Origin of the sequence: Parasediminibacterium paludis, assembly GCF_042651445.1 — a bacterium.
In the GTDB taxonomy this organism is placed as follows: domain Bacteria; phylum Bacteroidota; class Bacteroidia; order Chitinophagales; family Chitinophagaceae; genus Parasediminibacterium; species Parasediminibacterium paludis.
The window spans coordinates 464529-490172 of record NZ_JBHSDC010000029.1 but is presented as its reverse complement, the minus strand read 5'-3'; the positions used below and the strand labels follow the sequence as shown (position 1 = coordinate 490172).

Here is a 25644-nt window from a genome sequence, read left to right as displayed (position 1 = left end):
AACTAATTCTCATCGTAAGACCGAGCAGCATGGTTTATAATAGATAAAGTAGTATTTTCCATCCTCAAAACGATACAACTAACGCCTTATGGAATTAAATAGCAGCGCCATTAGAAAAGTTATTATGGCCTCGTCGATGGGTACCCTTATTGAGTGGTACGACTTTTACATTTTCGGTAGTCTTGCACCGCTTATTGCTGCACAATTTTTCCCTTCTTCTAATCCTACAGCGGCTCTACTTAGTACATTAGCCACATTTGCCGCAGGCTTTATAGTAAGACCTTTTGGTGCATTGGTATTTGGTAGACTTGGAGATATTGTAGGTAGAAAATACACTTTTCTATTAACATTAATATTGATGGGTGGTGCCACATTTGCAATTGGCCTAGTACCCTCCTTTTCAAAAATTGGTTATCTAGCACCTATTTTGGTGTTATTATTACGATTAATTCAAGGCCTTGCACTTGGCGGTGAATATGGGGGCGCAGCTACCTATGTGGCCGAACATTCGCCAGCAAACAAGCGCGGTTATTTTACCAGTTGGATACAAACCACCGCAACCTTGGGTTTGTTCGTTTCCTTAGGTGTGATATTATTAACCCGTAAATCTTTAGGCGTAGATACCTTTAACGATTGGGGCTGGCGTGTACCTTTTTGGGTCTCGATAGTATTAGTAGGCGTATCTATTTATGTACGCTTAAAAATGAGCGAAAGCCCATTGTTTAGCAAAATGAAAGCCGAAGGCAAAACCTCTGCCAATCCTTTAAAAGAAAGCTTTGGGAAAAAACAACATTTGAAGATGGTATTGCTTGCTTTGTTTGGTGCCACAATGGGCCAAGGCGTAGTATGGTACACGGGGCAGTTTTACGCACAAAGTTTTATTGAAAATGTTTGTAAAGTAGAGTTTGAACAAAGCAGAACCATATTAATTTGGGCCATTGTATTTGCAACACCAGGCTTTGTATTGTTTGGTGGCTTGAGCGATAAAATTGGCCGCAAATGGATTATGCTAACGGGCATGTTATTAGCTATCGTTAGTTACAGGTTTTTGTTTTCGTGCTTGCTAGAAATTAGTAACGAAAAAAACAAAATAGAAATAGTTGATAGCAAAAAGATTGAATCTATTTCTTACGCTGTAAAAGATAGTAAAGACTTTGTAAGAGTCATTAAAACAACGCACTATTACGATGATGGCACAACTATTACTAAAGCGGTGAGAGATTCTAGCGAAATAGCTACGCTAAATTTAAAATCGCCTGTACCGCTTACTACCGTAAAAACGCTTGGCACAAGCAGTTATTGGAAAATGGTGTTTATTGTGTTTATGATGATAGCCTATGTTACCATGGTATACGGACCAATTGCAGCCTTTTTAGTGGAAATGTTTCCTACAAGAATTCGTTATACCTCTATGAGCTTGCCATACCACATTGGTAATGGTGTATTTGGCGGTTTAACGCCTTTTATCGCTACGTTATTAACGACCATTTATACCAATGATAAGTTGGCAGGTTTATGGTACCCAATAATCATAGCAACCGTATGCTTAGTAATTGGTTCAGTTTATATTACAAATAAAAAAATCGCCACTGATTAAAATGATATTGCTCAATGCAAAAGCATCATTGATATTCTTAACCAATCATATAATCATTAAAATCATTTCAATCACAAATAACATGAACGTCATAAAAAAATATCTCGGCATCATATGGATGATACTTGGGCCGCTAAGTCTATATTATTTATTTAGCACTGCTTGGCGCGAGATGGAAAAGAAACCCGTTATGGATACTAAAATTCAATGGGGTGTTTTTATTGCTATATGTATTCCCATCGCCATTGGCTTGATAATATTTGGCTGGTATGCTTTACAAGGTGAATATGAAAAAATAGAAGACTAGTTACTAGTAATAACGCTTTGAATTTAGCCAGCTTTTTGTTCTTTACTATGAAGCATAAGAAGCTGTTTGTTTTGACAACCATTTATAAATCATCCTTATTCAACCTAACTTTACTGCCTTAATTGTATACCGATGATTACTTCACGAAGTTTTAGAATATATCTATGGTTTGTATTGGTAAATGTTTTTTTAGTAATTATCGCAGGCAGTGTTGTACGTACGACGCAAAGCGGTATGGGCTGCCCAGATTGGCCTAATTGTTTTGGCAAAGCCATACCACCAACAGATATTAAAGAAGTACTATTTCAACCCAACCATGCTTATAAAAAAGGACAGTTTATTATTTACAACGATAGCCTAAAATACGCAAAAGAAAAATTTATAAGTGGCGCCACATTTAACCCTACCAACTGGAAGCAATACGAAAAACATAATTATGCCATATTCAATGTCTTAAATACATGGATTGAGTATCTCAATCGCTTATTAGGCGCTTTATTAGGCATCTTTATCGCCATTCAATTTGTTTGGAGTTTGTGGTATTGGCGCCAAAAGAAAAGTGTAGTTTTCTTAAGTTTTGGCTTAATACTACTAACAGGTTTTCAAGCTTGGCTTGGTAAAACGGTGGTGGATAGCAACTTGGCGGCACTGAAAATATCACTACACCTATTTGGTGCATTAGCTATGGTATTTTTAAGTTTATACATCATGTTCTTGGTAAAAGGTAAACGCTTGGTATTTACATCAAGAAAAATTGTTAACCTCAATATTTTACTGCTTTTATTGGTCTTTGCTCAAATCTTATTAGGTACAAATGTGCGTACTCAAATAGATACTATATCCGAACATTTAAACTACTTAAACAGAAGTGGTTGGGTAGAACAATTGAACCTGTATTTCTATATTCACAGAAGTTTCTCCTTGGTGATTGCAGCGCTTGCTATTTATGCTTATTTACAATCAAGAAGTGTTTTTAAAACTGCTGTACGTTTTAAAAATACCATTGGCGTGATACTCTTAGAAATTGGCGTAGGTATTGTATTGGTATATGTCAATTTTCCGCCAGCAGCACAACCTGTGCACTTACTCGTATCATCTATTCTAGTAGCCGTAGTGTTTAACAATTTCTTGCAACTTAAAGTAAAATAAATAGTAGGCAATCTTGCTATTTTTATGCTATCTTGTTTTGCAAAAAATTCGCTTGCCCATGAAGAAATACCTTATTGGGTGTTGGTATAGTTTGCCCATACAATTATGCTTACTACACTTTAAACGCTACCAAATTTTTCTGGTATTTTGGTATATCTTATTTGCTACTATTAGTGGCAATTTCATGAGCAGTTTTGGCGCTGTCTCTTTATTTCTCGCACCTGAATATTTGGGTAATGTTAGCTTTTTCAGTTCAGCTATTGTAGGCGTCGCCATTGGCGTCTTCATCATGAGCTGGAATATCACCACATTTATTTTACACAGTAAAGTAGTACGATTTTTAGCCACCACTGCACAACCATTTTTAAAATATTGTATCAATAATGCCATCATACCGATAATTTTTTTATTATACTACTTGTTTAAGGCCGTTAGGTATGAGCAACAAGAAGAATTCAATTCTACTACCAATATTACACTATTAGTAATAGGTTTTATAGTTGGTTTAATGGCAGCTATAGCCGTCGCTTTTTTGTATTTTTTTACAGCCGATAAAACCATTTATCGAAGCATGGTGGCTGTTATTACGAGTGCCAATAAGCATTATAACCGTGTAGTAAGTAAAAAGAAATTACCAGCCAAACATGATGAGATACGCGTAGATTGGTTTTTAAGTGCGATGTTTCATTTGCGCCAGCCGAGGGATGTAAGACATTATTCAGACGACTATTTGAATAGCATTTTTAAACGACACCATTTGGCTTCTGTGTATGCTATTTTCATCGCTTTCATGTTCTTAGTAGGCATTGGTTTCTTCTTAGACCATCCAATATTTATTATACCTGCAGCAGCAAGTATTACCTTACTATTTGCCATATTGGTGTCGGTGGGCGGCGCCTTTTCTATCCTTTTAAAAAACTGGAGCATTCCTGTTTTGTTGGTAGCATTTTTGGTGTTCAATTACCTATATGAACAAGAATATTTTGACCCAAGAAATAAAGTATATGGGCTTGCTTACCAAACCAAAGATGACAGACCGCTTTACAATGCTGCCACGGTTAACGCACTTGCAAGTGAAGCTAATCAACTGGCAGACAAGCAATTATTTATACAACGCCTTAACCATTGGAAGGAACAACAAAGTTCTAAGAAGCCCATCATGTACATTGTTAATGTAAGTGGAGGAGGTACGCGAAGTGCCACATTTACCATGCATACTTTGCAACGAATTGATAGTATTATGGGCGGAACATTAATGCGCCAAACCATGTTAATTAATGGCGCTTCTGGGGGGATGCTTGGGGCTGCTTATTATCGTGAATTGTATTTGCAAAAAATACAAGGTAAACCCATCAATCTATACGAGAAGACTTACGTTAATGATATTGCTAAAGACCTCTTAAATCCTTTGTTCTCCTCGTTTGTAGCAAGAGATATTTTAGGTCCAGCACAAAAATTTACCAACAACAATATCCAATACACAAAAGATAGAGGGTATGCATTTGAACAACAATTAAACACGAATACCAACGGCCTATTAGATAAGCCAATGAAAGAGTATATCAAAGATGAAGCAGCCGCAAATATTCCAACCATGTTGTATAGCTCAGTCATATCCAGAGACGGTAGAAAAATGATTATTGGTACCCAGCCAATGCGCTTTTTAATGCAACCAGTTACAGATAGTAATCGCCTAGCCACCTATCAACCTGATGCGATAGATTTTAATAGTTTTTTTGCGAAACAAGGCAGTACTAATATTAGAGTGTTGAGTGCTTTGCGAATGAATGCAACATTTCCTTATGTGTTACCGAATGTGTGGCTACCTACCAATCCAATTATTGATGTGATGGATGCTGGCTTACGAGATAATTTTGGGCAAGAAACTACCCTGCGGTTTATAGAAACTTTTAAAGATTGGCTACAAACTAATACAAGCGGCGTGGTATTGATACAAATTCGTGATAGAGCAGTTGACGACTGGGACAAACCTTTTGATGGCAATAGCATAGTCAGCTTTTTTACAAAGCCATTTTTATTGTTACAAAATAATTGGTTTAAAATGCAAGACTATTACCAGCATGATGCAATTGAATATTTACGCCGTAGCTATGGCAACAACTTCAAACGTGTTGCTTTTCAATACATCCCTACCAAAGAAGCGGCAAGGGCTAGCTTAAGTTTTCACCTTACAACAGCTGAGAAAAATGACATAGCAGCATCACTAAATGATAGTATTAATACTGCTGCTATGTTACAGTTACAGCAGATGGTGAAGTAGTTGGACAGCGACATGTACGATGCAGATATAAATAATTAAAAACTGATTTTAACCTTTATCTTCTAATTTATATCTCTAGATTACTATCCCTACTTCTTCGTAGCAGCTAAACTTTTTTGTAAATAATCTTCTCTTACAGGTGTAAATACATCAAGTAATTTACAATCGGTAATGGCCACACCACCATGTACCACGTTTGAAGGAATAACAGCTACATCACCTGGTTCTAGCACTTTTGAAACACCATCTACAGTTAATTCAAACTTACCAGAAATTACTTGACTCACTTGCTCGTGTGGGTGACTATGTAGGGGCAAAGCTTTATTGGCATCTACATCTATAAAACTAAAAGTCATACTATCAGTATGGATAAACTGCGCATGATAACCTTCAATTATATCTGTTACAGGTACATCGGTTAATTGTAAGAAAGGCATTGCTAGATATTTGTGATGAATAAAATTAAAGAACGTTACAATAACATCTCTATTGAACAATTGGTTGTTGCACCATTATCGATTGCCCAACCAATTTCCATTGTCCATTTATTTTTTCAAGTAAGCGTATTTCGTAGGTTTTTGTCTGTTTGCCTGCGGCAGAAATAGATAGTTCTTCGTGGCTTACCCATGCACTATTTGCTTGGATGCTAAACGTATAGTTAGAATTAACCGATGTACCGCCATCACCCATGTTTTCGGGTTTGGGATGTATCATGGCCATAGGTGGCACATCTATTACTTGGCCATTACCAGTAGATACTAATATTCTACTATAAGGGCGTATTTGCCAGCAATCTGCATGGCCTGCCACATCTTTGGCGCGCCAAGTTGCAGATTCTTTCTTAAGCAAAACTTTAATGGCTTCCTCTTCCGTATTATTTTGTGCATATCCAATAATACCTATACCCAAAACGACGATTAATGCCCCTATTTTTTTCATAACAACCAATTTAATGGGGTACAAGATAAATCATCGCACTGTTATAAAATTATCACTACACACATTATATTTGTTTAACACTAATACACTAAATTTTATTTGTATGTCTAATAGTGGTATTTTAGGTTTTATACTTGTGATAATCAATGTTATTGTCTCTTACAAAGGGTTTACCAACCAAATTTTTTTCGATGGCTATAAGTTTGAGGTAGATGCCGTTTTAAAACGTAAAGATTATAAGCGCCTTGTTAGTTCGGGCTTCTTACATGTTAATTGGCAGCACTTGGTGTTTAATATGTTCAGCTTGTACGTATTTAGCGATAATATAGAACTCGTGCTTGGTAATGGGATTTTTTTATTAATATATTTTATTAGTTTGATAGGTGGTAATTTATTGTCGCTTCTTGTACATAGGCATCATGGGGATTACAGTGCTGTGGGTGCCTCAGGTGCGGTTAGTGGTATTATTTTCGCTGCTATTGCTTTACAACCTAGCATTGGTATTGGTATGTTTTTCATTTATATACCAGGTTGGCTATACGGTATTGTATTTGTTGCAGTGTCTATTTATGGTATCAAGTCGCAAAAAGACAATATTGGCCACGAAGCACATCTTGGTGGTGCGCTAGTGGGTATGCTTGCTGCTATTGTCTGTCAACCAGAAGTATTACGTTACAATTACATAGCCATTTTGCTGATTACTGTTCCTGCCATCATTTTTATTTATCTCATTATTACAAAGCCGCACATACTATTGGTAGACAATCTTTTTGTAAAAAATAACCTACCCTATTACACCATTGATCAAAAGTATAACGCTGAGAAAAAACTAGAAGCAGATACCATAGATGCCATACTTGACAAGATCAATAGGCATGGCATTAACAGCCTCAGTAAGCGAGAAAAGGATATATTAAACACCTACTCAAAACGGTAAACAAAGTTTAATTGCAGCAACAAACTTGGCTTCGAAACAATTATACAAAGCTATTATTTAGTCAATTGCAGTATCAGCGCATCCTCTATTGGTGCTTTTATGCGCACAATGCTATCTACTTTATCATTTGGTATCGTCATAGATAGCACGTATTGCTGTACCTTCCAAGTATTACCTCTTTTTACTACAACACCTGAGCCACGACATATTTTCATTTGTGTTTGCAATAACTCGTCAAACCACCCGAGATTACCAGTTGCATCTAGGTAAATATGACGCTCCAATGCCTTGAAGTTCCAAGCTTTACCACGGTCAAAATAGGGCTTAGCCCAAACCATAAAAGCTTGTTTATTCCAGCGCTCTGTGGCATCTGTACCTATAAAAATGGCATCACTTGTATAAAAATTAAAATAAGTATCATAGTTTGCACGACCTGCTGCCACATTAAAACTATCTAGCATCGCGGAAATTAGTTGTTTGTCTTTAGCAGCATCATTGGAAGCGGCAATCGGCTTAAAACTGCTCACAATAATAATGGTAAATAATAAACTGATGGTGAGTATTACTTTCATGTATGGTATAATTTTATGGTTAAAGTTAGGTGAAAATGCCGTAATTAGTTAGTTGGAATGATCGTGAAGGTTTACACGAAGGAAGAATACATTTCAGTATGTACAAACTATCCTAAAAGCGTTCTAAATCAAAAAAAGCTTGCCAAACAATGAAAAATAAAACGTTCCGAGAAATCAAATTTTTATCAACCAATAAATTTTGTCCGTAAAAATCAGCCCTAATGCCGAAGTATACCCGAGCTATACCCGAAGTATGGATAGTGTATGAGGAGTGTATGAAAAAGTGTAGGGCTTTTAGCTATTAAATATCATTTTTTAATACTATAAAAATCTGTCTGTTAAAAATAAAGTGTAACCTATTTTGTATTTCATTTTTAGTTGTTATTGTCCCACGGACTTGTATTTTAACATTATACTATCCAATCTAAAATTGTTTAATCTTTAGCGATACAAGTTTAAACCTTTTCCCAAAACTGTTGTTCTATTTGCATGAACGCTTTTACCATTAAAGATTTAGAGTTATTGTCGGGCATAAAAGCTCATACCATTCGTATATGGGAACAACGCTATAGTTTTTTAAAACCGCAGCGTACCGATACCAATATTCGCTATTACACTAACGATGAGCTAAAAACCGTCCTCAACATCGCCCTATTAAACAAATATGGCTTTAAGATATCGCATATTGATCGTATGAGTTATCCTGAAATGAAGGATAAAATCGTATCGCTATCACAAAGCCAAGCGCAACAAGAACGTGCTATTAACGAATTGATTCACCACATGGTGGATATGAAAATAGAAGACTTTGAGGCTTTATTAGACATTCATATTTCCGCACGTGGTATCGAAAAAACCATCACACAAATTATTTTTCCTTTTCTTGAACGCATTGGCATTTTGTGGTTAACCAACCACATTAATCCTGCACAAGAACATTTGGTAACAAATGTTATTCGCCAAAAATTGATTGTAGGTATTGAAGGTGTCGGTACACATATTACCAGCAATAAATCGATGTTATTGTTCTTGCCAGAAGGTGAACACCACGAACTTGGCTTACTTTTTATGTATTATCTATTAAAAACAAGAGGTGTAAAAGTAATTTACCTTGGCGCCAACGTTCCATTAAAAGATGTAGAGTTTGTAGCCAATCTTAAAAAGCCTACTTATCTATACACACACCTTACTGCCGTAGCACAGAACTTTAACTTCGAGAAGTTTTTAATTAATGCGCACCACCGCTTCTTTGATGGTAAATTAATTGTATCGGGCCTGCTTACGCAGCAATATAAAAAGAAGGTACCTAGCAATATTTCGTTCAAGAAATCGCTTGGCGAAGTAATGGAATACCTAGCTACTTTATAAAGTTAATCTCTTTTTAAGGCGATATGCCCGTTTAGCGATTAAACCTTTGAATATTGCAGTATTCCTATACTGCATGACCACTATTGTCAGCCCAACATCTATCATTATTAGCCATCATGGCTTTGCTATGGTAGTACTGAATACCACTACACAACAACATGCCTTACATGCAGCACAGCCCATAGCTGAGGGCGAGGTAATTAGCTTTTTTAATGCCAAAGAAACCCTTACAAGACCAAATTATCTTACCATACAAATAGGCATGCAGCAGCATATAACACTGATGCCTGAGTTTTTGCAATATATTAATCATAGCTGCAGCCCCAATGTATTTTTTGATACTACACTCATGCAACTTATCTGCTTAAAGCCCATTGCTATAGGCGATGAACTCCGTTTTTTCTACCCTTCTACTGAGTGGCAAATGGATCAACCCTTCGTTTGTAACTGCGGCGCTAATAATTGTTTACAATTAATTCAAGGCGCTGCCTATCTTAGCAACAGCGCCATTGCACAGCATCGCTTTACCCATTTTATTATGCAACAGCTTGCTGCTAACAAATAGCGACTCTTAGACGCAATGCCAAAGAACACAACACTCATTATACCTTCTAGTAACTTGCATGTGTGGGTGCTAGCACCTTATGTGGTTACGAATGATGCCAACCTAGATTACTATTACGACTTTACCCAAAGTATTGCTGAGTATACCACTGTATTTGCACAACTCGGAGTCAGTTGGCAATGGCAGCCAGTAACCATGTCTAGCTACGCTGAAGTGATTTCCCAAATAACACAAACGCAAGCTAACAGTAGCATTCAGCAAGTGGTACTTAACCTTTGTGATGGGGATGAAATAAATGGCACACCAGGTATTAGTGTGGTAAAGTTATTGGCGCAGTATGGGCTTTGTTATACAGGCGCCGACGTTTTCTTTTATCATATCACAACTTCTAAAATAGATATGAAGCAGGCTTTCGATGCTGCCGCAATTCCTACACCTAAATGGCTGGCAATTAAACAGCCTACAGATGATGTGAGCGAATTATTTAACCAATTAGGCACACCTGCTATTATAAAACCATCTGTATCGGGCGGCAGCATGGGCGTGGGAGTAAAAAATGTAGTTCACTCAATGTCTGCCTTGCAAGAACAGATAGCAGCAATGTTTGCAGGCTACCGTGGGTGGCAGTTGGCAACCGATGGCTTGATTGCTGAGGCTTTTATAGATGGACCAGAATTTACGGTACTAATAGTAGGCAATCACCACCAACCAGAAAAAGCTATTGTATACCCACCAGTAGAGCGTGTATTTCACGAAAGCTTACCACCACACGAACAGTTTTTATCATTCGACAGACTATGGGAAATATATGAAGATGAAACGCCAATGCCCAACAATGCTAACTTTTACGAGTATGCCGTACCCAATTTAGCCTTACATGACCATATCATGCAAACCGCTTGGGAGGCTTTTGTATCAGTAAAAGGCATTGGTTATACAAGGGTAGATATTAGAATGGACAAAGCCACTAGTAAGCTGTACGTTCTGGAAGTAAATGCCCAATGCGGTATTAGTGAAGATGAAAATTTTACGAGTATCGGGGCTATTTTGCGATTCGCAAATACTAGCTTTACCGAGTTGGTAGTGCAGATAATTAATAATGCACTAGCTAAGAGTGCGTAAAAGAAAGTAAATAGACGATAAACAAAAGAAGTGAGCCTTAAAAGGTTGCAGATAATAGTCTTTAGGAATATAGTAAAAATAGCATTTAATCATTAAAATTATTTATAGTAGTGATAAAAAAACAGGGGTTAAAAGTTTGTGTGCTACTGCCAGACTATTCAACTACGACGGTAGATTACCAATATTATGACCCTGCAAGAGACTTACAGCCTTTACTACCCGAAGCACAAGTAGATACAGTATTTTTAAATAAGCTAACAACCTACAAACAGCTAAAATCTTTACAATACAAGAGTTATGATATTTTTGTAAACCTCTGTGAAGGCTATCTTGAATGGGAAGTACCATCCATAGATGTAATATATACGTTGGAACTATTGAACCTACCTTTTACAGGTCCTACTACTAAACTATACGACCCACCAAAAGCTTTGATGAAATATGTGGCTTATTGTGCAGATGTAGCTACACCTAGCTATGCTTTAATTACGGGCGCAGACGATATTACAGTTGCTTGCAAGCACTTACAGTTTCCACTATTTGTTAAACCAGCAAAAGCAGGTGATAGCCTTGGTATAGATGACAACAGTTTGGTGGCAGATATGGCGGCGTTACAGATAAAAGTAGCACAAGTGCTCACTGAATACGATGAACTCTTAGTAGAAGAATATATAGCTGGCAGAGAATTTACAGTAATGCTAGCAGCAGACGCTAATGGCAAAACGGTAACTACGTTTCAACCCATAGAATATATTTTCCCTGCTAATTTTCAGTACAAAACCTACGCACTTAAAACCTCTGAACTACACCCAAATGCCAATATACCTTGCGATGATATAACTTTAGGTACGCAGCTACGTAGTGCTGCCGAAGCTATCTTTAAAGGCTTTAATGGTGTAGGCTATGCTAGGCTAGATTTTAGAATGGAGGCTACCACTGGCAAACTATACTTTTTAGAAATCAATTTTACTTGCTCAGTATTTTACAAAGACGGCTACGAAGGTTCAGCAGATTTTATACTACAACATGATGGTTATGGACAGCGTCAATTTTTGCAGCATATTATTGATGAAGGTTTAGCAAGGCATCAACGCAAGCAACGCAAATACACCATCAAAGGCAACGCCATAGCGGGCTATGGCATATATGCTACACAGTCATTAGCGGCAGGCGATATACTATTTGAAGGTGAAGGTTTAGCACAACGCATCATTACGAAAGATTATGTAAAACAGCATTGGAACGAAAAGGCGCAAGAAGATTTTAGGCGCTATGCCTATCCCATAAGTGATGAAGTGTTTATTTTGTGGGATGAACAGCCCGAAAATTGGGCACCACAAAACCATAGTTGCCAAGCAAATACGGCATATGAAGGCTTAAATGTATATGCTACTAGAGCAATTGCCAAGGGCGAAGAACTAACACTCGACTATAGCAATTTTTTAAGCACCGATATGCAGCCTTTTATGTGCCAATGTGGGGCTAGCAATTGCCGAGGCTTCATTACTGGCACAGCAAATAATACCATTACAGAAAGAGCAAAAAGTAAGCGTTAACCATGTCGAGATTTGAAGCCCTTAAAACCATCATACTACAATATAAATATAAGCTACTACTTACCTACAGTTTGTTTAGTATAGAGATGTTGGGCTTACTCATGCGACCTTTTTTTCTAGGTAAAGCAGTAGATGGTTTACTTGAAGGTAGCTACCAAGGCTTGCTTTACCTAGCCGCGGCGCATGTGCTATGGCTGATTGCGGGTACTATTAGACACATGTACGATACACGCACTTATTCAGGCATATATACTACCTTGGTTACCCGCTTACTGTCACGCAATTATCATAGCGATGAAGTCTCTAAATTAAGTGCCCATAGTACCTTGGCCAGAGAGTTCATCGACTTTCTTGAATTTGACTTAAACTATGTAGTAGAAGCCGTATACAATCTACTTGGCTCGTTAATCATGCTCATGTTTTACGACCGTGCTGTTGTGCTTGTGTGTCTGGGTATGTTAATTCCAGTAACGATTATTAGCTATTTTTATGGTAAGCGCATGAAGCGCCTTAACCAACTAAAAAACGACGAGTTAGAAAAACAAGTAGAAATAATAGGCAGCCGAAATAGCCAGAAAATAACCCAACACTACAATAACCTACGCAAATGGCAGGTAAAAATATCAGATAAAGAAGCCTGGAACTTTGGCACAATGGAACTATTGGTACTTGCAGTTATTATTACTTCTTTGCTTATTACAACAGGCAAGCATTGGAAAGATGGTTTTTTAGCAGGCGATATTGTTGCCATTTACAACTATATTTTAAAGTTTGTAGGCGGTGTAGATACGATACCTTACGCGGTTCAGCGCCTTAGTGCTTTAAAAGATATTACTAGACGCATTGAGTTTGATGAAGAAGAGGATATTGAGAACTAGTAAAGTAATATTGAACTTAGCTCATAAAAAAAGCAGCTACACGTTTCACGTCATAACTGCTTGATTGTCAATGTGGGCCCACCAGGGCATGATCCTGGGACCCCCTGATTATGAGCGGTTCAAAATGGCTTTACCGCACTTAATTCCACTTTACCTCATTTTACTGAAATCCTTTACTGCAAAGGATTTCAAGATTATTTACTTAATTTAGTCAAACCTAGTTTGGTGGTGTTTAACCATTCGATTTGTGCAAATTTTATGCAAATTTTTGTGAAGGGCTGTATTGTGAAAATGATAAAAATTTGATTATGTCAGTAACTACATCCATTTTCCTTGACACAAGGAGAATGAAGAAAACGAAGACCTATCCTGTTAAACTGCGTGTATATACGCAAAGCAAAACAGAATTTTACTTAACTGTCCTCGATTTGAGCGAGGACGACTTTAAAAAGTTGGAAGCCAAAAATATTGGGGAGGGGCTTAGGAAAATACGTGACCAACTGAACGAATTGAAATGGCAGGCAGAAGAAGCTATTAAAGAAAACAGGCCTTTTGAATTTGCTGATTTCGAGCGGAAGTTCATACAGCATCATCCGTTGCTTGTAAAAAAACAATCCAGAAAATATTCAGCGGAATTACCAGACATGTACCGCAATGAAGAGTTGCCACTTGATGCCATCAAGCGTTACAAGATTCTTTCGCAGCATTTTGACGAAGGCACTATTGGAAATATATTCCAGTGTATCGTTAAGAAACTGATACTGGAAGGACGTATCGGTTCAGCAGAAAACTATTATACTTCTTACCGTTCTTTTGAGAAGTTTAAAGGCAATGTTCTTTTGGAGCAGGTTACTGTTTCGTATTTAATGCAGTTTGAAAACTGCTTGTTGGCGAGAGGGGTATCCAAGACAACCATTGGTATATATACACGCAACATGAGGGCAGTTTTCAATGAAGCCATCTTTCAGGATATAGTTACTTCAAAGCAATACCCATTTGGGAAACGCAAGTACACTGTGCCTACAGGAAAAGGAATTAAAAAAGCATTGACACATGAGGAACTTTTGAAGATGTATAACTATCCCTGTGACCCCAACAACCCAACTGAACAAAGGGCAAAGGACATGTGGTTGTTCAGCTATTTTGGCAACGGGATTAATTTCAAGGATATGCTTTATTTAAAGTTCAAGAATATACACGAAGGGTTCATTGTTTTTGAACGTGCCAAAACGGAAAGGGCGAACAGGGAGAAGCCAGTATTGATTTCAGTTTTCATTACGGATGACATGAAACGAATAATGGATTATTGGGGCAATCAAAACAAGTCACCCAATAGCCTTATTTTTCCCGTACTGGATCTTAATTCAAATCTTTACAAGCAGCATGAGGATAGGAAGATGTTCATTCACATGATTAATGATTGGCTGAAGCATATGCAAAAGGAATTAGGCATTACAAAGAAAATCACCACTTATGTCGCTAGGCATACCTTTTCCACCATAATGAAGAATTCAGGGGTTTCAACAAGGTATATACAAGAAGCACTTGGTCATCAGTCACTGACTACCACAGAGAACTATCTGGCCAGTTTTGATGATGCGACAAAACGAAAGTTTGCTTCACATTTGGAAACATTTAAGATGAAATAACAGTTCAATTCATAGCAAATAGTATTGATTCAATCTTCTGAGAATAACCATTATTTGATAAATAATTTTTAGATTCTCTTTTTTCCGAGAATCCATTGGTACATAACTCGAACTTTTTGCTGAAGAATTTGACCTTTTTAGCGGCTTAATTTAAGTTTTGTCAGTGGGCTTGGGATACAGCCGAACATTTAATACCTATTTTGACATTCTTAGATGACTTAAAGTAATCTAACAAATGTTTATACCTCGAACTTAGGCAGTCGGCTTGAATTGACAACGTTCTAACCAAATATTGAACGATTTAGAACAAATCCGGAAGATTCAAGTCCTGCTGGGTTAAATCAGGTATTTGTAACGAGCAATGCTTAAAACATAAAGGTTATTTTTGTGTATCTAAGCACCGCAAATATGTATATATCAAAACTATCTGTACGGAATTTCAGAAATTTTAAGAGTTGTTCTTTGCAGTTTCAAAGAGGGGTAAATACACTAATTGGAGAGAACGGTTCAGGTAAAAGTAACCTACTGTATGCCTTGAGACTTTTAATTGACGAAAATCTACCTCGCCGCACCTACTTTAGTGAAACTGATTTTAACAGGTCAATTGGTCTATGGAAAGCACATTGGATAATAATACAACTTCAGTTTGACGAGCTTGATTCAGATGAGGAATTACAAGCTATAGCTATGCACAAAGTTGGGCATGTTGAAGAAATGGATATTACAAAAGGAACTGTTCTCCTTTGCTGCCGCCCTCGTGAATCAGTTAGAAAGAAGCTATTTGAATTTTCTGAAATTCCAACGAAAAAGAAAGAAGGGCTGGATGAAATCCTTTCTAAAATAACCTTAGACGATTATGAAATAACTTATAGAGGAAGAAACAATGTTGACTTTTCAGATGATGATAATTACAGGGAATATGTAGGTGATTTTGACAAGATGATTTTCCCAAACCCTGATGATGAATCCAGTGATATATATGGTGTTAGGCTTTCTAATTTCTCCATTTCAAATGAGGTTTCCTGCACCTTTGTAAAGGCATTAAGAGATGTTGAAGCTGATTTAAAATCATATAGAGACAATCCGCTTTTAAACCTATTACGGGGAAAAGAAAAAAGTATTTCTGTTGCGAAGAAAGCTGATATTGAAAAGAAAATTGAGGTATTAAACCAGGATATTTCAGGTCTTGACGAAGTTAAAAATGTGTCCGCAGGAATTTCCGAAAGTATAAAAGAAGCTGTTGGTGAAACCTATGCTCCTAATATCAGCATCCAATCAGAACTCCCGGCTGATATTGAAAAACTACTCCAATCACTCAAATTATGGGTAGGCGACCCTGACGAAGAAGGTTACCAAGGAAGGATATGGGAACTTAGCTTAGGCGGGGCCAACCTGATTTATCTTTCCCTTAAATTATTAGAATACGAAAAAGTAAAGGTTTTAGAAAAGGTTGCAAATTTTCTGCTTATTGAAGAACCCGAAGCCCATATACATACCCATATTCAAAAAACTATTTTTCAAAGATTGGACAAAAGGAATACCCAAGTAATTATTTCTACCCACTCTACCCATATTTCTTCTGTAAGCCAAATAAGTTCTGTAAACATATTGAGCAGATCCAATCAAAATGCCTTGGTATTTAGCCCTTCCAATGGATTGGATAAAAAAGAAGTTACAAAAGTTGAAAGGTATCTTGATGCAGTAAGAAGCAATTTACTTTTTGCTAAAGGTGTTATTTTAGTTGAAGGAGATGCAGAACAAATATTACTACCTGAGCTTGTAAAAGCTGTGTATGGAATCAGTCTTGATGAAGTTGGTATCAGCTTAGTAAATATAGGTAGCACTGGCTTTGAAAACATTGCAAGATTATTTGATGATTTACGGATTCAAAAACACTGTTCAATACTTACCGATTGGGACAAATCTATTCTGCCACTTCCTTCAGATGAAAAAAAAGATACCCCTATTGAAAAAGATTGCAGAAACTCTCAAAAAAGTGGACAGGAACGAAAGGAGAAGTTAGATAAGTTTATAAAAGACAACGATTGGATAGACGTTTATTATGCAAAACATACTTTTGAAGTTGACTTCTTATTGGCAGGAAATAGTCATGAAATTGTTGAAACGATAAAGAAGGAATATAAAACAGAAAGTAAATGGAAAGAAATTGAAACGGCTTTACAAGATGAGGATGTCGCTGTTAGTGGAACAGAGATATTAAGGCTCGCTAATAAATTTAAAAAGGGCTGGTTCGCCTTAATGGTCAGTGAAAATATAAACCATCTAACTTATATCCCTGACTATATAATAGAAGCAATTGCTTTTGCAAGTCCCCATATTAACAATAAGACTTTGTTATCAATGGTACGGCATAGACTTAGAAAGCTTCAGGAACTAAAAATTGATAGTGATAAAACAGACTACTCAAAGCTGTTAGCAGAAATTTTAAAACTTAAAAATCCTGATGAAAGCGTTACTGCTTATTGCAAGGCAATGGAAAATGATGCTGTAACAAAACTTGCTAACCATTTAAAATAGAAAAATGTTAGCAGGACTAAATTCAAAACAACGTGATGCCGTATTACAAGAAGGGAATGTATTACTTACTGCTTGCCCAGGAAGCGGAAAGACGAGAGTTTTAACTTACAAGATTGCTCACGAACTTCAGTTTATCGAGGATACAAAAAAAATCATTGTAGCATTAACTTTTACAAACAGGGCTGCCGATGAAATAAAAAGACGGCTTATTAAAATGGATTTAGACCCCAGTCAAGTATGGTCTGGAACTATTCACTCATTTAGCCTTGAATGGATATTACGCCCCTACTCCTCAGAGATAGAAGAATTGAAAAAAGGCTTTTCTATCGCAGATGAGTATAAAAGTTCGGAGATTTTAAAGGAGCTTAAAGAAAGCTACGGGTTAGGTTTCTTTGATGAGATAAACACAAGGCTTAATAAAGATGGTTCTATCAATGAACTCGACAGAACAAAAATTAAACTTATTCAGGAGTACCACGAAATTTTGAAAAGTGAGAAACTCATTGATTTTGACCAGATACTTTTCTTTGCATATAAACTTATGACAAAGTACCCCATCATTGCGAAAACATTGAATAATATCTTTCACTTGATTTGTGTTGATGAGTACCAAGACACACAAGATTTGCAATATGCAATTATTGCAAGCATATTTAAGGTAAGCAATGGAAGCACTAAGCTTTTTATCGTAGGCGACAGAGACCAGGCCATTTATGGTTCATTAGGAGGAATGGCAAAAAATGCAAAAGAGATTATTGATGAATTTGGAGGTATCGAGTTAACCGAATTGGAACTTTCTGGTAATTACAGAAGCACTCAAAGAATTATTGATTACTACCGAAATTTTCAGACAGAAACTATAGAGATTGAATCCCAATGCAGCTATTCGACTGAAAGAGGTTTTTTATCCCTTGATAGGATTGTGAATAAAGATAATTTAGTTGAAAATATCGCAACCATTATTGAGAATAGTATTGCTCAGGGAATACCTGAACATGAGATATGTGTACTTGCTCCGCAGTGGTGGCTTGTAATACCAATGGGTCGTAAATTAAAAAATCGATTACCTAATATAAACTTTGATGCAATAGGGTTATCTCCATTAATTAAGGCACAAGAAAATGTATGGGTAAAGGCATCTAAATTATTTTTAACTGAACCATCTCCAAAGATGTATTTTTTAAGAAATAGATGGGCACATGAACTTCTCAATGAATTGGAAGCATTGGGAGTAGCAGTATTTGAGCAAACTGAAAAGAAAGCAAAAAAACTTTTAAAGGCAATTAATTCGACTTCTTCAATTAATGAGAATGGCTTGAACTATCTGGAAGAAAGATTTTTGCAAATGACAACACTGCTTGGTATATCTATTGAAAGCAATGAACACTTGCTGGTACAGTGGACTAATTTTTTTGATGGCACAAGAGCAAAAATGGAAAACAGTGATTTCGATTATGCAAAAGACACCAAAAGTTTTAAGCGACTATTTAATCATAATTCAGGGGTTGTTGTTAATACCTGTCATGGAATAAAAGGAGAAGAATTTCAAACAGTAATAGCTTTTGGATTACTAACAAATTATATACCCCATTGGAAAGAGGATGATTTAATTAAGGCTGGAAAAAAATTACTGTATGTTATCTGCTCAAGGGCAAAACGTAATCTGTATTTAATAGCAGAAAAGGGAAGGACAACAAGAAGAGGAGCTGCATTAGGAACAACAAGCCTTTTGGCAAATGTTAGATATACTTATGATTAGAAATTTCAACTTACCTAAGTTTTAGAAAGCTATTAGATATAACTCTTTTATCTAAGCAACATATTATGATTAATACTCTCTTCTTCAATCCACTTTTCAGGAATCAGTTTTTCTAAAAGTTGTTTAGCTTCATTGGAAAAAAGTGAGTAATCAATTTTTGTTTTCCATTTTGATTCAATATTGTAAAGCTTTATAGGATCTTGCGGAATTAAAATTTGAATATTAGGAAAAATATTTTTCTTGATGTCTTGGTAAATTTCGATTCCTCGATTGTCCCAGTCACACAAATAGTAAAATGGAATTGTTGGTTCAACAACGAATTTAAGTTTGGCTGTGTTTCTTCCTCCTGCATACCAAAGTTCCACTTCATTAAGTCTTGGCTTTCTTATTTGGTTATCATTTTCACAAAATATAATTGCTTTTGGACTTTTGGTTTTACAATGCAATACCCAAAGAAATTGCTGGTCGTGTTCGTCAACTGGCAATTCACTAACATCTAAAACTTTAAGGATGGCATTATACAGAATCGTCCCTCTAGTTAAATACTTTGCACTATGAAAGTAGAGCGTTGCAATTTCTTTCTGGCTTTTTCCAGTAATTAAAATTTCCTCTTTGTCATTTTGAATTCTAAGAAGAGCTGAAAGCTCTTCTTCTTTAAAGTTCGTTTCAGTAAGGTTGTTTATTATTAATAAGTTCTCAAAAGAATTGAATTGCTGTAAAAGTTCTTTTGTATAAACTGAATCATAGAGGTTTGTTTTAGAAACCTTTTTTTTATTTATTCGTTCCAGAAAATCCATCTCCTGCCATCGCTGCACCAAAGAAATTTCAAGGATTTCACTTGAAGTCTCACCCTCATTAAAAAGTTGATTTAATTGTTTATGAGCCTTCCAATTCATCTTGTTTTATTAAGTATTTTTCAAGTTCTATATTCTTTGATTTAGTTTTAAAAAAACTCATCGGGGTATAATTTCTGAATTTATCCTGTTTACCCTTTATCAACATGTGCAGATACCATTCTTCATCAGTATATGAACCAAAAGGTTTGGGTGTCATTGTCATTAATTGATAACCAAATCGCTTAGCTATTTCTGGGAAAATATTAAAATTGGTATCGTCAATATTTGACAACTCCTCTATGATAATGAATTTCACGCCCAAGTGTTTGTCTTGCTGCTTTTGCACAATTGATAATCTACCTATGCAGAGAAGTGCTAAAGCTGTGTATGCTTGACCTCCACTCCCTGAATTTGACTTTCCATCTTCATCTTTCATTTCAACTTTTAAAGTAAAATAAAACTTAGGATTGAGAAGTTGATAAGGATCGGCGTTAATGGAGTTATAAAATGTATTGGCAATTTTGCTTATCAATTGAATAGGGGTATTTTCTTCAGAAGGAATATCTTCATTTAGTGTAAATAAATCTGGTCCTAATTTCTGAACTCTTGCCTTATCCTTCATCTTTTCAATCCAGTCTATATTAATATCCTTCCTTGAGTTAAACTCAACATTGAAACGAAACGAATCGCTTATTTTATTTTTTTCAAAAAAGAAATTCAATCTCCTGATTGTGTCTTCATGCTCCCTATATTGCTTTTCTACAAGACTAAAAACTTCAATTAATATTTTAAGTTGAAGTTCTCCCAAACTCTTAAGGTTATCGTTTAATTCTGCAAGTTTAGTAGTCAAATTTTCTAAGCCAATCTTTCCGCATAACAAATTAACTAAGGACTGAAAACTGAAATATGGAACCCCATCAATTTTATAGATTTCAGGGTTTTTATTATCTGGCTTCGAATCTTCAAAATTACCAGCTACTGCGATGTATTCTGTTTGGTAAAGACTTTGTATTCTTTCATGCTCATTCCTAAGATTATCAACAAGCTCTTCCGTAACATGCCCAAGTGCAAGTAAGTTGTCAAATTTCAACTCAGTTCTTTCTTCAAGATTTTTTTTCGCTTCATTGAATAAATGCTCTGAGTTAGATTTTGCAGTTCTTAGTAATTGTGTATTTTGACTACACAAATCAAAAGTGTTTTTCTGATTATTTCTTTCCCCTTTTGTGTACCCTCTTACTTTTTCAATTGTTGCTATTTCTTTTTTATTTTCATCTCTTTTACGAATAAGTTCTTGTAGCTCTAAGTGTTTAATATTGAATTCTTGAACTTCAATTGGCTTAGTAATCTCTGCTTTAAGGTCGTTGACTTTGGTAAATATTTCAGTCAACACTTCATTATTGTATTTCAGCTCTACATCTAAAAGTGTAACATCGCCAATGATTTTATAAATCTTTTCATCAAGTGATTTTAATTCTTCCTTTATCGAATCTACCTTTGCAAAGGATTCAAAATGTTCAATTATAAAATTTAGATTATCCTCAGAAAATAGTTTATCGTATTCCCATTCTTCAAGCACTTTTGCATTATGATAAATTTCGCAATACTCTTGATTATAGCCAATATTAATTAACCCTTGATTAAGCTCTTGAATTGCATCTTGCTCTCTTTCTAACAACCTAATTTCTTCGATAGTGTTTTCCTTATCTTTTTCAATAGCTTGCCTAAGCCTATCCTTATCGTTAAAAATCTGCTTTGAAACTAAAGGGAAATACTCTGAAAGTTCACCAAGATTTACCCAAATACCATTTACCTCTTTGTCAAAAGAATCTAGTAATATTTCTGGTTTTAGCGTAAACTTCTTTCCTTCATTTGATGAAACTTTTTTGATGTAAATTTCTTTAAAACTCATCACAACCGTTTCTTGCTCTAGTGACAATTCTTTATTATGCTTAATAGCCCAATTAAAAAAAGAATCGGGGTTATTGCCATCATATAAATCCAAAATTCTTTTTAGGGTCTTTAATGAACTGGCAATAATTTGACTTCTATCACTATAATGGGAATATGCTAACGAATAATTTTCCGCCCATCTTGAGTTTTTGAATTCGCTGAATGAGGGCATTTGTTTAAGTCTGTCTAACTTACTTTTCTGCTGTTTAAGCTTCTCTTCCTTTGCAAAGATTAACTCAACTTGATTAATTGAGACGCACTCAATAATAATAGAATTTAGTGTTTCTAATTGTTCGACAAGATTTGCTGTAAGTCTTGAATTTTTTCTTAGGTTTTCAATATTGTGTTTTCCAGCATCAGCTTGTTGCTCTTCCAGTGTAATTCTTATTTGGTTACAAATTCCTTTTTGTTCAATTATTTTAGAATAGGATTCGACACATTGATTTTCATACTCTGCTTTAGACTTTGTATAATCTTCAAAAGCCTTATTCTTTTTATGCTCATTTGCTTCATAAGCCTTTCGATTTTCATTAAATATTTTATGAAGTAAATGGGCATTCTTTGAAAGATAATCTTGTTTAGCTGCTTCGTATGTGGCAAATGTTTGCTTTAAATTTTCAAGTTTGCTTTGTTTTTGCCTTAATGTTGTAATCTCTGTATTGGCGTTATGAAAGTTTCGGATATGCTGATTCAGCGTTTCTTTTTGGATTTCAAAAGTGGTTTTTATATCCTCATTATCTTCAAATAAAAAATCCTGTAAACTTTTAGATTTGTTTATATCTAAGGTCTTTGCCCTTGAAAATGATTGTAGAACTTTGGCAAAAGATTTTAAGTTAATTTCCTTGGTTAGATCAATTGGTATAATCTGATTCTTGAAAAGCAAATCAAAGTAATTGTTCACTTCATCCCTGTTGAAAAAATCTTTCAGGTGAATTTTATACTTATCATAAAGGTTTCTTTTTAACCCTTTCAAGTCAAGAACATGCCCCGTGTCAGCTATGAAATCATTTGAAACCAAGATTTGCTCAAATGACTTTAATCGGGAACCTTTTGTTTCAAAATCATCCCCTTGCTGAATTATAAAGGGTCTTACAGGAACCCTTGAAGTATTCGGAATAAAAACTCCAATTGTAATATATTTTCCTTTTGACTTCTCTATATTTAAGAAGCTGTACGCATGTTGAATCCAGTCCTTTTCTAAAGGAATACTTTCAATTTTTCTCTTGTCCTTATCAAGCCCTTCTGTTCCTGGCTTCCATTCATCCCTTAATGGAACAAAAATCAACTGTAACAAATCAGCTATAATAGACTTGCCTAAGCCATTATTACCAGTAAAGTCAGTTCTCACAGGGTGCAGTAAATAATCAGCATTTTCATGCTGCCTTACACCAACAGTAGATACAGAATAAATTTTAGGATAATTGTCCATTGTTTATATACTCTTCGAGTGAATCTATATTGCCGATAACATCTCTATACAATTTAGCTATTCGTTCTATACTTGGCATTATTTCAAACTTTACTTCATCAATACTTTTTATTTCTACCCAACCTAATTTCTCAAAGTCCCTCAAAATGCCTTTTACTTTATCTTTTACATTTTGTTCTTCAACAGGCGTGTAGTTCAATTTAACCTTTCCAAAAAGAAGTTTTTGCCAAAGGTCTTTATGTTCGCTCTCTTTAAATATTTGTTCAAGCTCACTCCATTCTATTTCCTTATGTTCAAAGAATTTATCTTTAAAAATATTAAGCAAAAGAATTGCAAAAATCACTTTATCATCTTCTAACTCTTTGCTTCTATTTTCCCGCCCAAGTTTCCCTTTCCCATCATCTGTAAAATCTAAGTAATAAAATTTTTGATTATCGTTTGTATCCCTAACTAAATTTATTTGAAAGAATTGCAGATAGTATTCTTTCAGCCCTTTATCATAATATTCATCGACAAATGAAAATAAGCGACTGTCATTCCCATAGTCTTGTAAATGTTTACCTTGCTTTAGCGTAATATCAGCATCTGCGAAGTGCTTTTTTGCTCTGTCAGAGTTTAAGAATATGTAGTTTGAATTTTCATTTTCCATAAGGACAATTCGTTTTTTACTTTTAATATGCCAACTTTATCAATAGTTATAACTTGATTCTCCTTTTTATTATGTTGCTCAATCAACCCAAAACAAACATTTATAGGAACTTCAAGATTATTTTCACTTTCAAGTATTTTATCGAACCAATCTTCAAAATTAATTTCACTACCAGATTCCATCTCTGTATTAATTTTATCCAGCCACTGTGAGGTTGATTCTTGAATTTTCAATAAAGCAAGCCCCTTTTTTCGCTCCTCTTGTTCATGCGATTTGTCATAGGTTTGTTTTTGTGGCTCTGCGGTGCTTAGATATTTAAAATCAATTTTCGGAATTGCTATAAACTTCATTGGAATAAATGGAATAAGTTTCTTCTCAATTGAATCATGAAGTAGAATTTCTCCTTTTTCATTTCTACTGGTTTTAAGAAGTAAAGTCAGGAATTTTTCAATCTTTATTTTAAAAAGTTGTTTATGCTTTAATGTATCAAATAGATTCTTTAATCGTTTAGATGCAAGCTGAATTTTATCGTTAATAGAATAGATTCTCCGATCAATACTTTGAAAAAACCAATCTATCTCTCTTTGCATTTTATCAAACTCGGTAAATGTCTCTTCGTCTTGAGAAAACTCTTGTTTCAAAGCTTTAATCTTATTAAGCGTTTCGTTCTTATAGTCGAGAGTGTTTATAAGTCCTAGCGTCTGTATTTCAAGTTCTTTGAAAATTTTAGTAAATGAATTAATTAACTCGTTTGGATTTTCAACTTCTGGTTTAAGAAGATTTCTTAATTCTACAATTTTGCCTTCTATTGCAGTTTGCAGCAATTCTGTATTTCTTAAAATTGTTTTCTGTGCAGGTAGAAAATTATTTTTAAACCAATAGCTGAAATTATCAATATTCAACAAGTCTTCTTCATCTAAAGGCAATGTCTTATGAAGTGCAAAATAGAGTTCAAATTTTTTAAGTTCAGGTTCAACTTGGTCAATTAATAACCTGCACATCTCTTTTGCAAAAACCGTCAAATGAATCAAATATTTATTTCCTACAGCATGAGTGTGGCAAAAATGCGAACTCAATTTTTTTAATAATGTTTCCTTTTGAATAGCCGTACCTTTTTGAAGGAATTCTGCAACTTCTTCAATAGTATCATCAAGGTCTTTTTGCTCGAAGTCTTCGTCTAAATAGCCATCTTCAATTTTTTTAAATAAACAAACAAGTAGTAATAATGATTCCTCATTCTGAGGTAGTATATCAGAATAATTTTTGGAAAGTGATATGAGAATTTCTTTTTGCAATTATATTAATGCTAATTTAGGTAAATGTCACTTGTAAATAGTGAGCAAGTCAACAAAAGCCACTATAGAAAAATATTTAAATTGTAAAACAACACTTTAATCTCTACACAGAATTAAATAGTTTATTATAACAAATTTTAACATATTAGTATATTACACCTTGCTCTACGAATAAATTGCGACAAAAAATACAACTGGAATTCTAAGAAATTAATACTGCCCAGCTTTAGAGTATTCTTTACTGCTTGAATTGATGCACTACTTCCAC

The 25644-nt window shown here is 35.2% G+C and carries 20 protein-coding genes; 13 read left to right on the top strand and 7 right to left on the bottom strand.

Annotated features, from left to right (window positions below):
- Window positions 1–88 precede the first annotated feature (88 nt).
- The 4 genes from ACFOW1_RS15970 to ACFOW1_RS15955 all read left to right on the top strand — a co-directional run bounded on the left by ACFOW1_RS15970 (window position 89) and on the right by ACFOW1_RS15955 (window position 5334).
- Entirely contained in the window at window positions 89–1597 is a 1509-nt protein-coding gene (locus ACFOW1_RS15970; protein ID WP_379015662.1) for an MFS transporter, read from the top strand.
- A gap of 82 nt (window positions 1598–1679) precedes the next feature.
- Window positions 1680–1904 carry a DUF6814 family protein gene (locus tag ACFOW1_RS15965; RefSeq protein WP_379015660.1) on the top strand — a complete coding sequence of 75 codons (225 nt, stop codon included), beginning with the start codon at window positions 1680–1682 and terminating at the stop codon, window positions 1902–1904.
- 132 nt (window positions 1905–2036) lie between these two features.
- Complete coding sequence (locus tag ACFOW1_RS15960) at window positions 2037–3053, top strand: COX15/CtaA family protein (RefSeq protein ID WP_379015659.1); 1017 nt, start codon at window positions 2037–2039, stop codon at window positions 3051–3053.
- A gap of 58 nt (window positions 3054–3111) precedes the next feature.
- The gene (locus tag ACFOW1_RS15955) at window positions 3112–5334 is read left to right on the top strand and encodes a hypothetical protein (RefSeq protein ID WP_379015657.1); all 2223 of its coding nucleotides are present in this window, start codon (window positions 3112–3114) and stop codon (window positions 5332–5334) included.
- 89 nt (window positions 5335–5423) lie between these two features.
- Here ACFOW1_RS15955 and ACFOW1_RS15950 read toward each other — a convergent pair whose 3' ends face one another.
- A complete protein-coding gene (locus ACFOW1_RS15950; RefSeq protein ID WP_379015655.1) occupies window positions 5424–5771 on the bottom strand; it encodes a cupin domain-containing protein in 348 nt (115 codons plus the stop codon).
- Window positions 5772–5820: 49 nt separating this feature from the next.
- Window positions 5821–6273: a hypothetical protein gene (locus tag ACFOW1_RS15945; RefSeq protein ID WP_379015654.1), complete on the bottom strand. Its 453-nt coding sequence runs from the start codon at window positions 6271–6273 to the stop codon at window positions 5821–5823.
- 103 nt (window positions 6274–6376) lie between these two features.
- Here ACFOW1_RS15945 and ACFOW1_RS15940 point away from each other — a divergent pair, with 103 nt between their 5' ends.
- Complete coding sequence (locus tag ACFOW1_RS15940) at window positions 6377–7210, top strand: rhomboid family intramembrane serine protease (protein WP_379015652.1); 834 nt, start codon at window positions 6377–6379, stop codon at window positions 7208–7210.
- Window positions 7211–7263: 53 nt separating this feature from the next.
- On the opposite strand, the gene ACFOW1_RS15935 is transcribed toward ACFOW1_RS15940, so the two are convergent.
- Window positions 7264–7782, bottom strand: a complete 519-nt coding sequence (locus tag ACFOW1_RS15935; protein ID WP_379015650.1) for a nuclear transport factor 2 family protein — start codon at window positions 7780–7782, stop codon at window positions 7264–7266.
- 489 nt (window positions 7783–8271) lie between these two features.
- Here ACFOW1_RS15935 and ACFOW1_RS15930 point away from each other — a divergent pair, with 489 nt between their 5' ends.
- The 8 genes from ACFOW1_RS15930 to ACFOW1_RS15895 all read left to right on the top strand — a co-directional run bounded on the left by ACFOW1_RS15930 (window position 8272) and on the right by ACFOW1_RS15895 (window position 19217).
- Window positions 8272–9150, top strand: coding sequence for a MerR family transcriptional regulator (locus ACFOW1_RS15930; RefSeq protein ID WP_379015649.1), 879 nt, complete (start codon window positions 8272–8274; stop codon window positions 9148–9150).
- Between the two features lie 73 nt (window positions 9151–9223).
- The gene (locus ACFOW1_RS15925) at window positions 9224–9715 is read left to right on the top strand and encodes an SET domain-containing protein-lysine N-methyltransferase (protein WP_379015648.1); all 492 of its coding nucleotides are present in this window, start codon (window positions 9224–9226) and stop codon (window positions 9713–9715) included.
- A 15-nt stretch (window positions 9716–9730) separates the two neighbouring features.
- A complete protein-coding gene (locus ACFOW1_RS15920; RefSeq protein WP_379015647.1) occupies window positions 9731–10837 on the top strand; it encodes an ATP-grasp domain-containing protein in 1107 nt (368 codons plus the stop codon).
- A 110-nt stretch (window positions 10838–10947) separates the two neighbouring features.
- Window positions 10948–12393 carry an SET domain-containing protein-lysine N-methyltransferase gene (locus ACFOW1_RS15915; protein ID WP_379015646.1) on the top strand — a complete coding sequence of 482 codons (1446 nt, stop codon included), beginning with the start codon at window positions 10948–10950 and terminating at the stop codon, window positions 12391–12393.
- Between the two features lie 2 nt (window positions 12394–12395).
- Window positions 12396–13271, top strand: coding sequence for an ABC transporter six-transmembrane domain-containing protein (locus tag ACFOW1_RS15910; protein WP_379015645.1), 876 nt, complete (start codon window positions 12396–12398; stop codon window positions 13269–13271).
- 308 nt (window positions 13272–13579) lie between these two features.
- Entirely contained in the window at window positions 13580–14920 is a 1341-nt protein-coding gene (locus tag ACFOW1_RS15905) for a tyrosine-type recombinase/integrase (RefSeq protein WP_379015643.1), read from the top strand.
- A gap of 408 nt (window positions 14921–15328) precedes the next feature.
- Window positions 15329–17458: an ATP-dependent nuclease gene (locus ACFOW1_RS15900; RefSeq protein ID WP_379015642.1), complete on the top strand. Its 2130-nt coding sequence runs from the start codon at window positions 15329–15331 to the stop codon at window positions 17456–17458.
- A 4-nt stretch (window positions 17459–17462) separates the two neighbouring features.
- The gene (locus ACFOW1_RS15895; RefSeq protein WP_379015640.1) at window positions 17463–19217 is read left to right on the top strand and encodes a UvrD-helicase domain-containing protein; all 1755 of its coding nucleotides are present in this window, start codon (window positions 17463–17465) and stop codon (window positions 19215–19217) included.
- 47 nt (window positions 19218–19264) lie between these two features.
- On the opposite strand, the gene ACFOW1_RS15890 is transcribed toward ACFOW1_RS15895, so the two are convergent.
- From ACFOW1_RS15890 to ACFOW1_RS15875, 4 genes are read right to left on the bottom strand one after another with little or no spacing between them, the layout of a single operon-like run.
- Window positions 19265–20113 carry a hypothetical protein gene (locus ACFOW1_RS15890; RefSeq protein WP_379015638.1) on the bottom strand — a complete coding sequence of 283 codons (849 nt, stop codon included), beginning with the start codon at window positions 20111–20113 and terminating at the stop codon, window positions 19265–19267.
- The gene (locus ACFOW1_RS15885) at window positions 20094–23432 is read right to left on the bottom strand and encodes a hypothetical protein (RefSeq protein WP_379015637.1); all 3339 of its coding nucleotides are present in this window, start codon (window positions 23430–23432) and stop codon (window positions 20094–20096) included. Before ACFOW1_RS15885 ends, ACFOW1_RS15890 begins: the two co-directional genes overlap by 20 nt.
- Window positions 23416–24081, bottom strand: coding sequence for a condensin complex protein MksE (locus ACFOW1_RS15880; RefSeq protein ID WP_379015636.1), 666 nt, complete (start codon window positions 24079–24081; stop codon window positions 23416–23418). Before ACFOW1_RS15880 ends, ACFOW1_RS15885 begins: the two co-directional genes overlap by 17 nt.
- A complete protein-coding gene (locus ACFOW1_RS15875) occupies window positions 24048–25376 on the bottom strand; it encodes a hypothetical protein (protein WP_379015635.1) in 1329 nt (442 codons plus the stop codon). Before ACFOW1_RS15875 ends, ACFOW1_RS15880 begins: the two co-directional genes overlap by 34 nt.
- Window positions 25377–25644: the final 268 nt, after the last annotated feature.

What these genes read in the sequence shown, in the direction of transcription:
- ACFOW1_RS15920 (WP_379015647.1), top strand. Translation starts at nt 9,731, where the DNA reads ATGCCAAAGAACACAACACTCATTATACCTTCTAGTAACTTGCATGTG.
- ACFOW1_RS15890 (WP_379015638.1), bottom strand. Translation starts at nt 20,113, where the DNA reads ATGAATTGGAAGGCTCATAAACAATTAAATCAACTTTTTAATGAGGGT.
- ACFOW1_RS15910 (WP_379015645.1), top strand. Translation starts at nt 12,396, where the DNA reads ATGTCGAGATTTGAAGCCCTTAAAACCATCATACTACAATATAAATAT.
- ACFOW1_RS15880 (WP_379015636.1), bottom strand. Translation starts at nt 24,081, where the DNA reads ATGGAAAATGAAAATTCAAACTACATATTCTTAAACTCTGACAGAGCA.
- ACFOW1_RS15925 (WP_379015648.1), top strand. Translation starts at nt 9,224, where the DNA reads ATGACCACTATTGTCAGCCCAACATCTATCATTATTAGCCATCATGGC.
- ACFOW1_RS15885 (WP_379015637.1), bottom strand. Translation starts at nt 23,432, where the DNA reads ATGGACAATTATCCTAAAATTTATTCTGTATCTACTGTTGGTGTAAGG.
- ACFOW1_RS15945 (WP_379015654.1), bottom strand. Translation starts at nt 6,273, where the DNA reads ATGAAAAAAATAGGGGCATTAATCGTCGTTTTGGGTATAGGTATTATT.
- ACFOW1_RS15965 (WP_379015660.1), top strand. Translation starts at nt 1,680, where the DNA reads ATGAACGTCATAAAAAAATATCTCGGCATCATATGGATGATACTTGGG.
- ACFOW1_RS15940 (WP_379015652.1), top strand. Translation starts at nt 6,377, where the DNA reads ATGTCTAATAGTGGTATTTTAGGTTTTATACTTGTGATAATCAATGTT.
- ACFOW1_RS15955 (WP_379015657.1), top strand. Translation starts at nt 3,112, where the DNA reads ATGAAGAAATACCTTATTGGGTGTTGGTATAGTTTGCCCATACAATTA.
- ACFOW1_RS15900 (WP_379015642.1), top strand. Translation starts at nt 15,329, where the DNA reads ATGTATATATCAAAACTATCTGTACGGAATTTCAGAAATTTTAAGAGT.
- ACFOW1_RS15950 (WP_379015655.1), bottom strand. Translation starts at nt 5,771, where the DNA reads ATGCCTTTCTTACAATTAACCGATGTACCTGTAACAGATATAATTGAA.
- ACFOW1_RS15970 (WP_379015662.1), top strand. Translation starts at nt 89, where the DNA reads ATGGAATTAAATAGCAGCGCCATTAGAAAAGTTATTATGGCCTCGTCG.
- ACFOW1_RS15930 (WP_379015649.1), top strand. Translation starts at nt 8,272, where the DNA reads ATGAACGCTTTTACCATTAAAGATTTAGAGTTATTGTCGGGCATAAAA.
- ACFOW1_RS15935 (WP_379015650.1), bottom strand. Translation starts at nt 7,782, where the DNA reads ATGAAAGTAATACTCACCATCAGTTTATTATTTACCATTATTATTGTG.
- ACFOW1_RS15960 (WP_379015659.1), top strand. Translation starts at nt 2,037, where the DNA reads ATGATTACTTCACGAAGTTTTAGAATATATCTATGGTTTGTATTGGTA.
- ACFOW1_RS15905 (WP_379015643.1), top strand. Translation starts at nt 13,580, where the DNA reads ATGTCAGTAACTACATCCATTTTCCTTGACACAAGGAGAATGAAGAAA.
- ACFOW1_RS15895 (WP_379015640.1), top strand. Translation starts at nt 17,463, where the DNA reads ATGTTAGCAGGACTAAATTCAAAACAACGTGATGCCGTATTACAAGAA.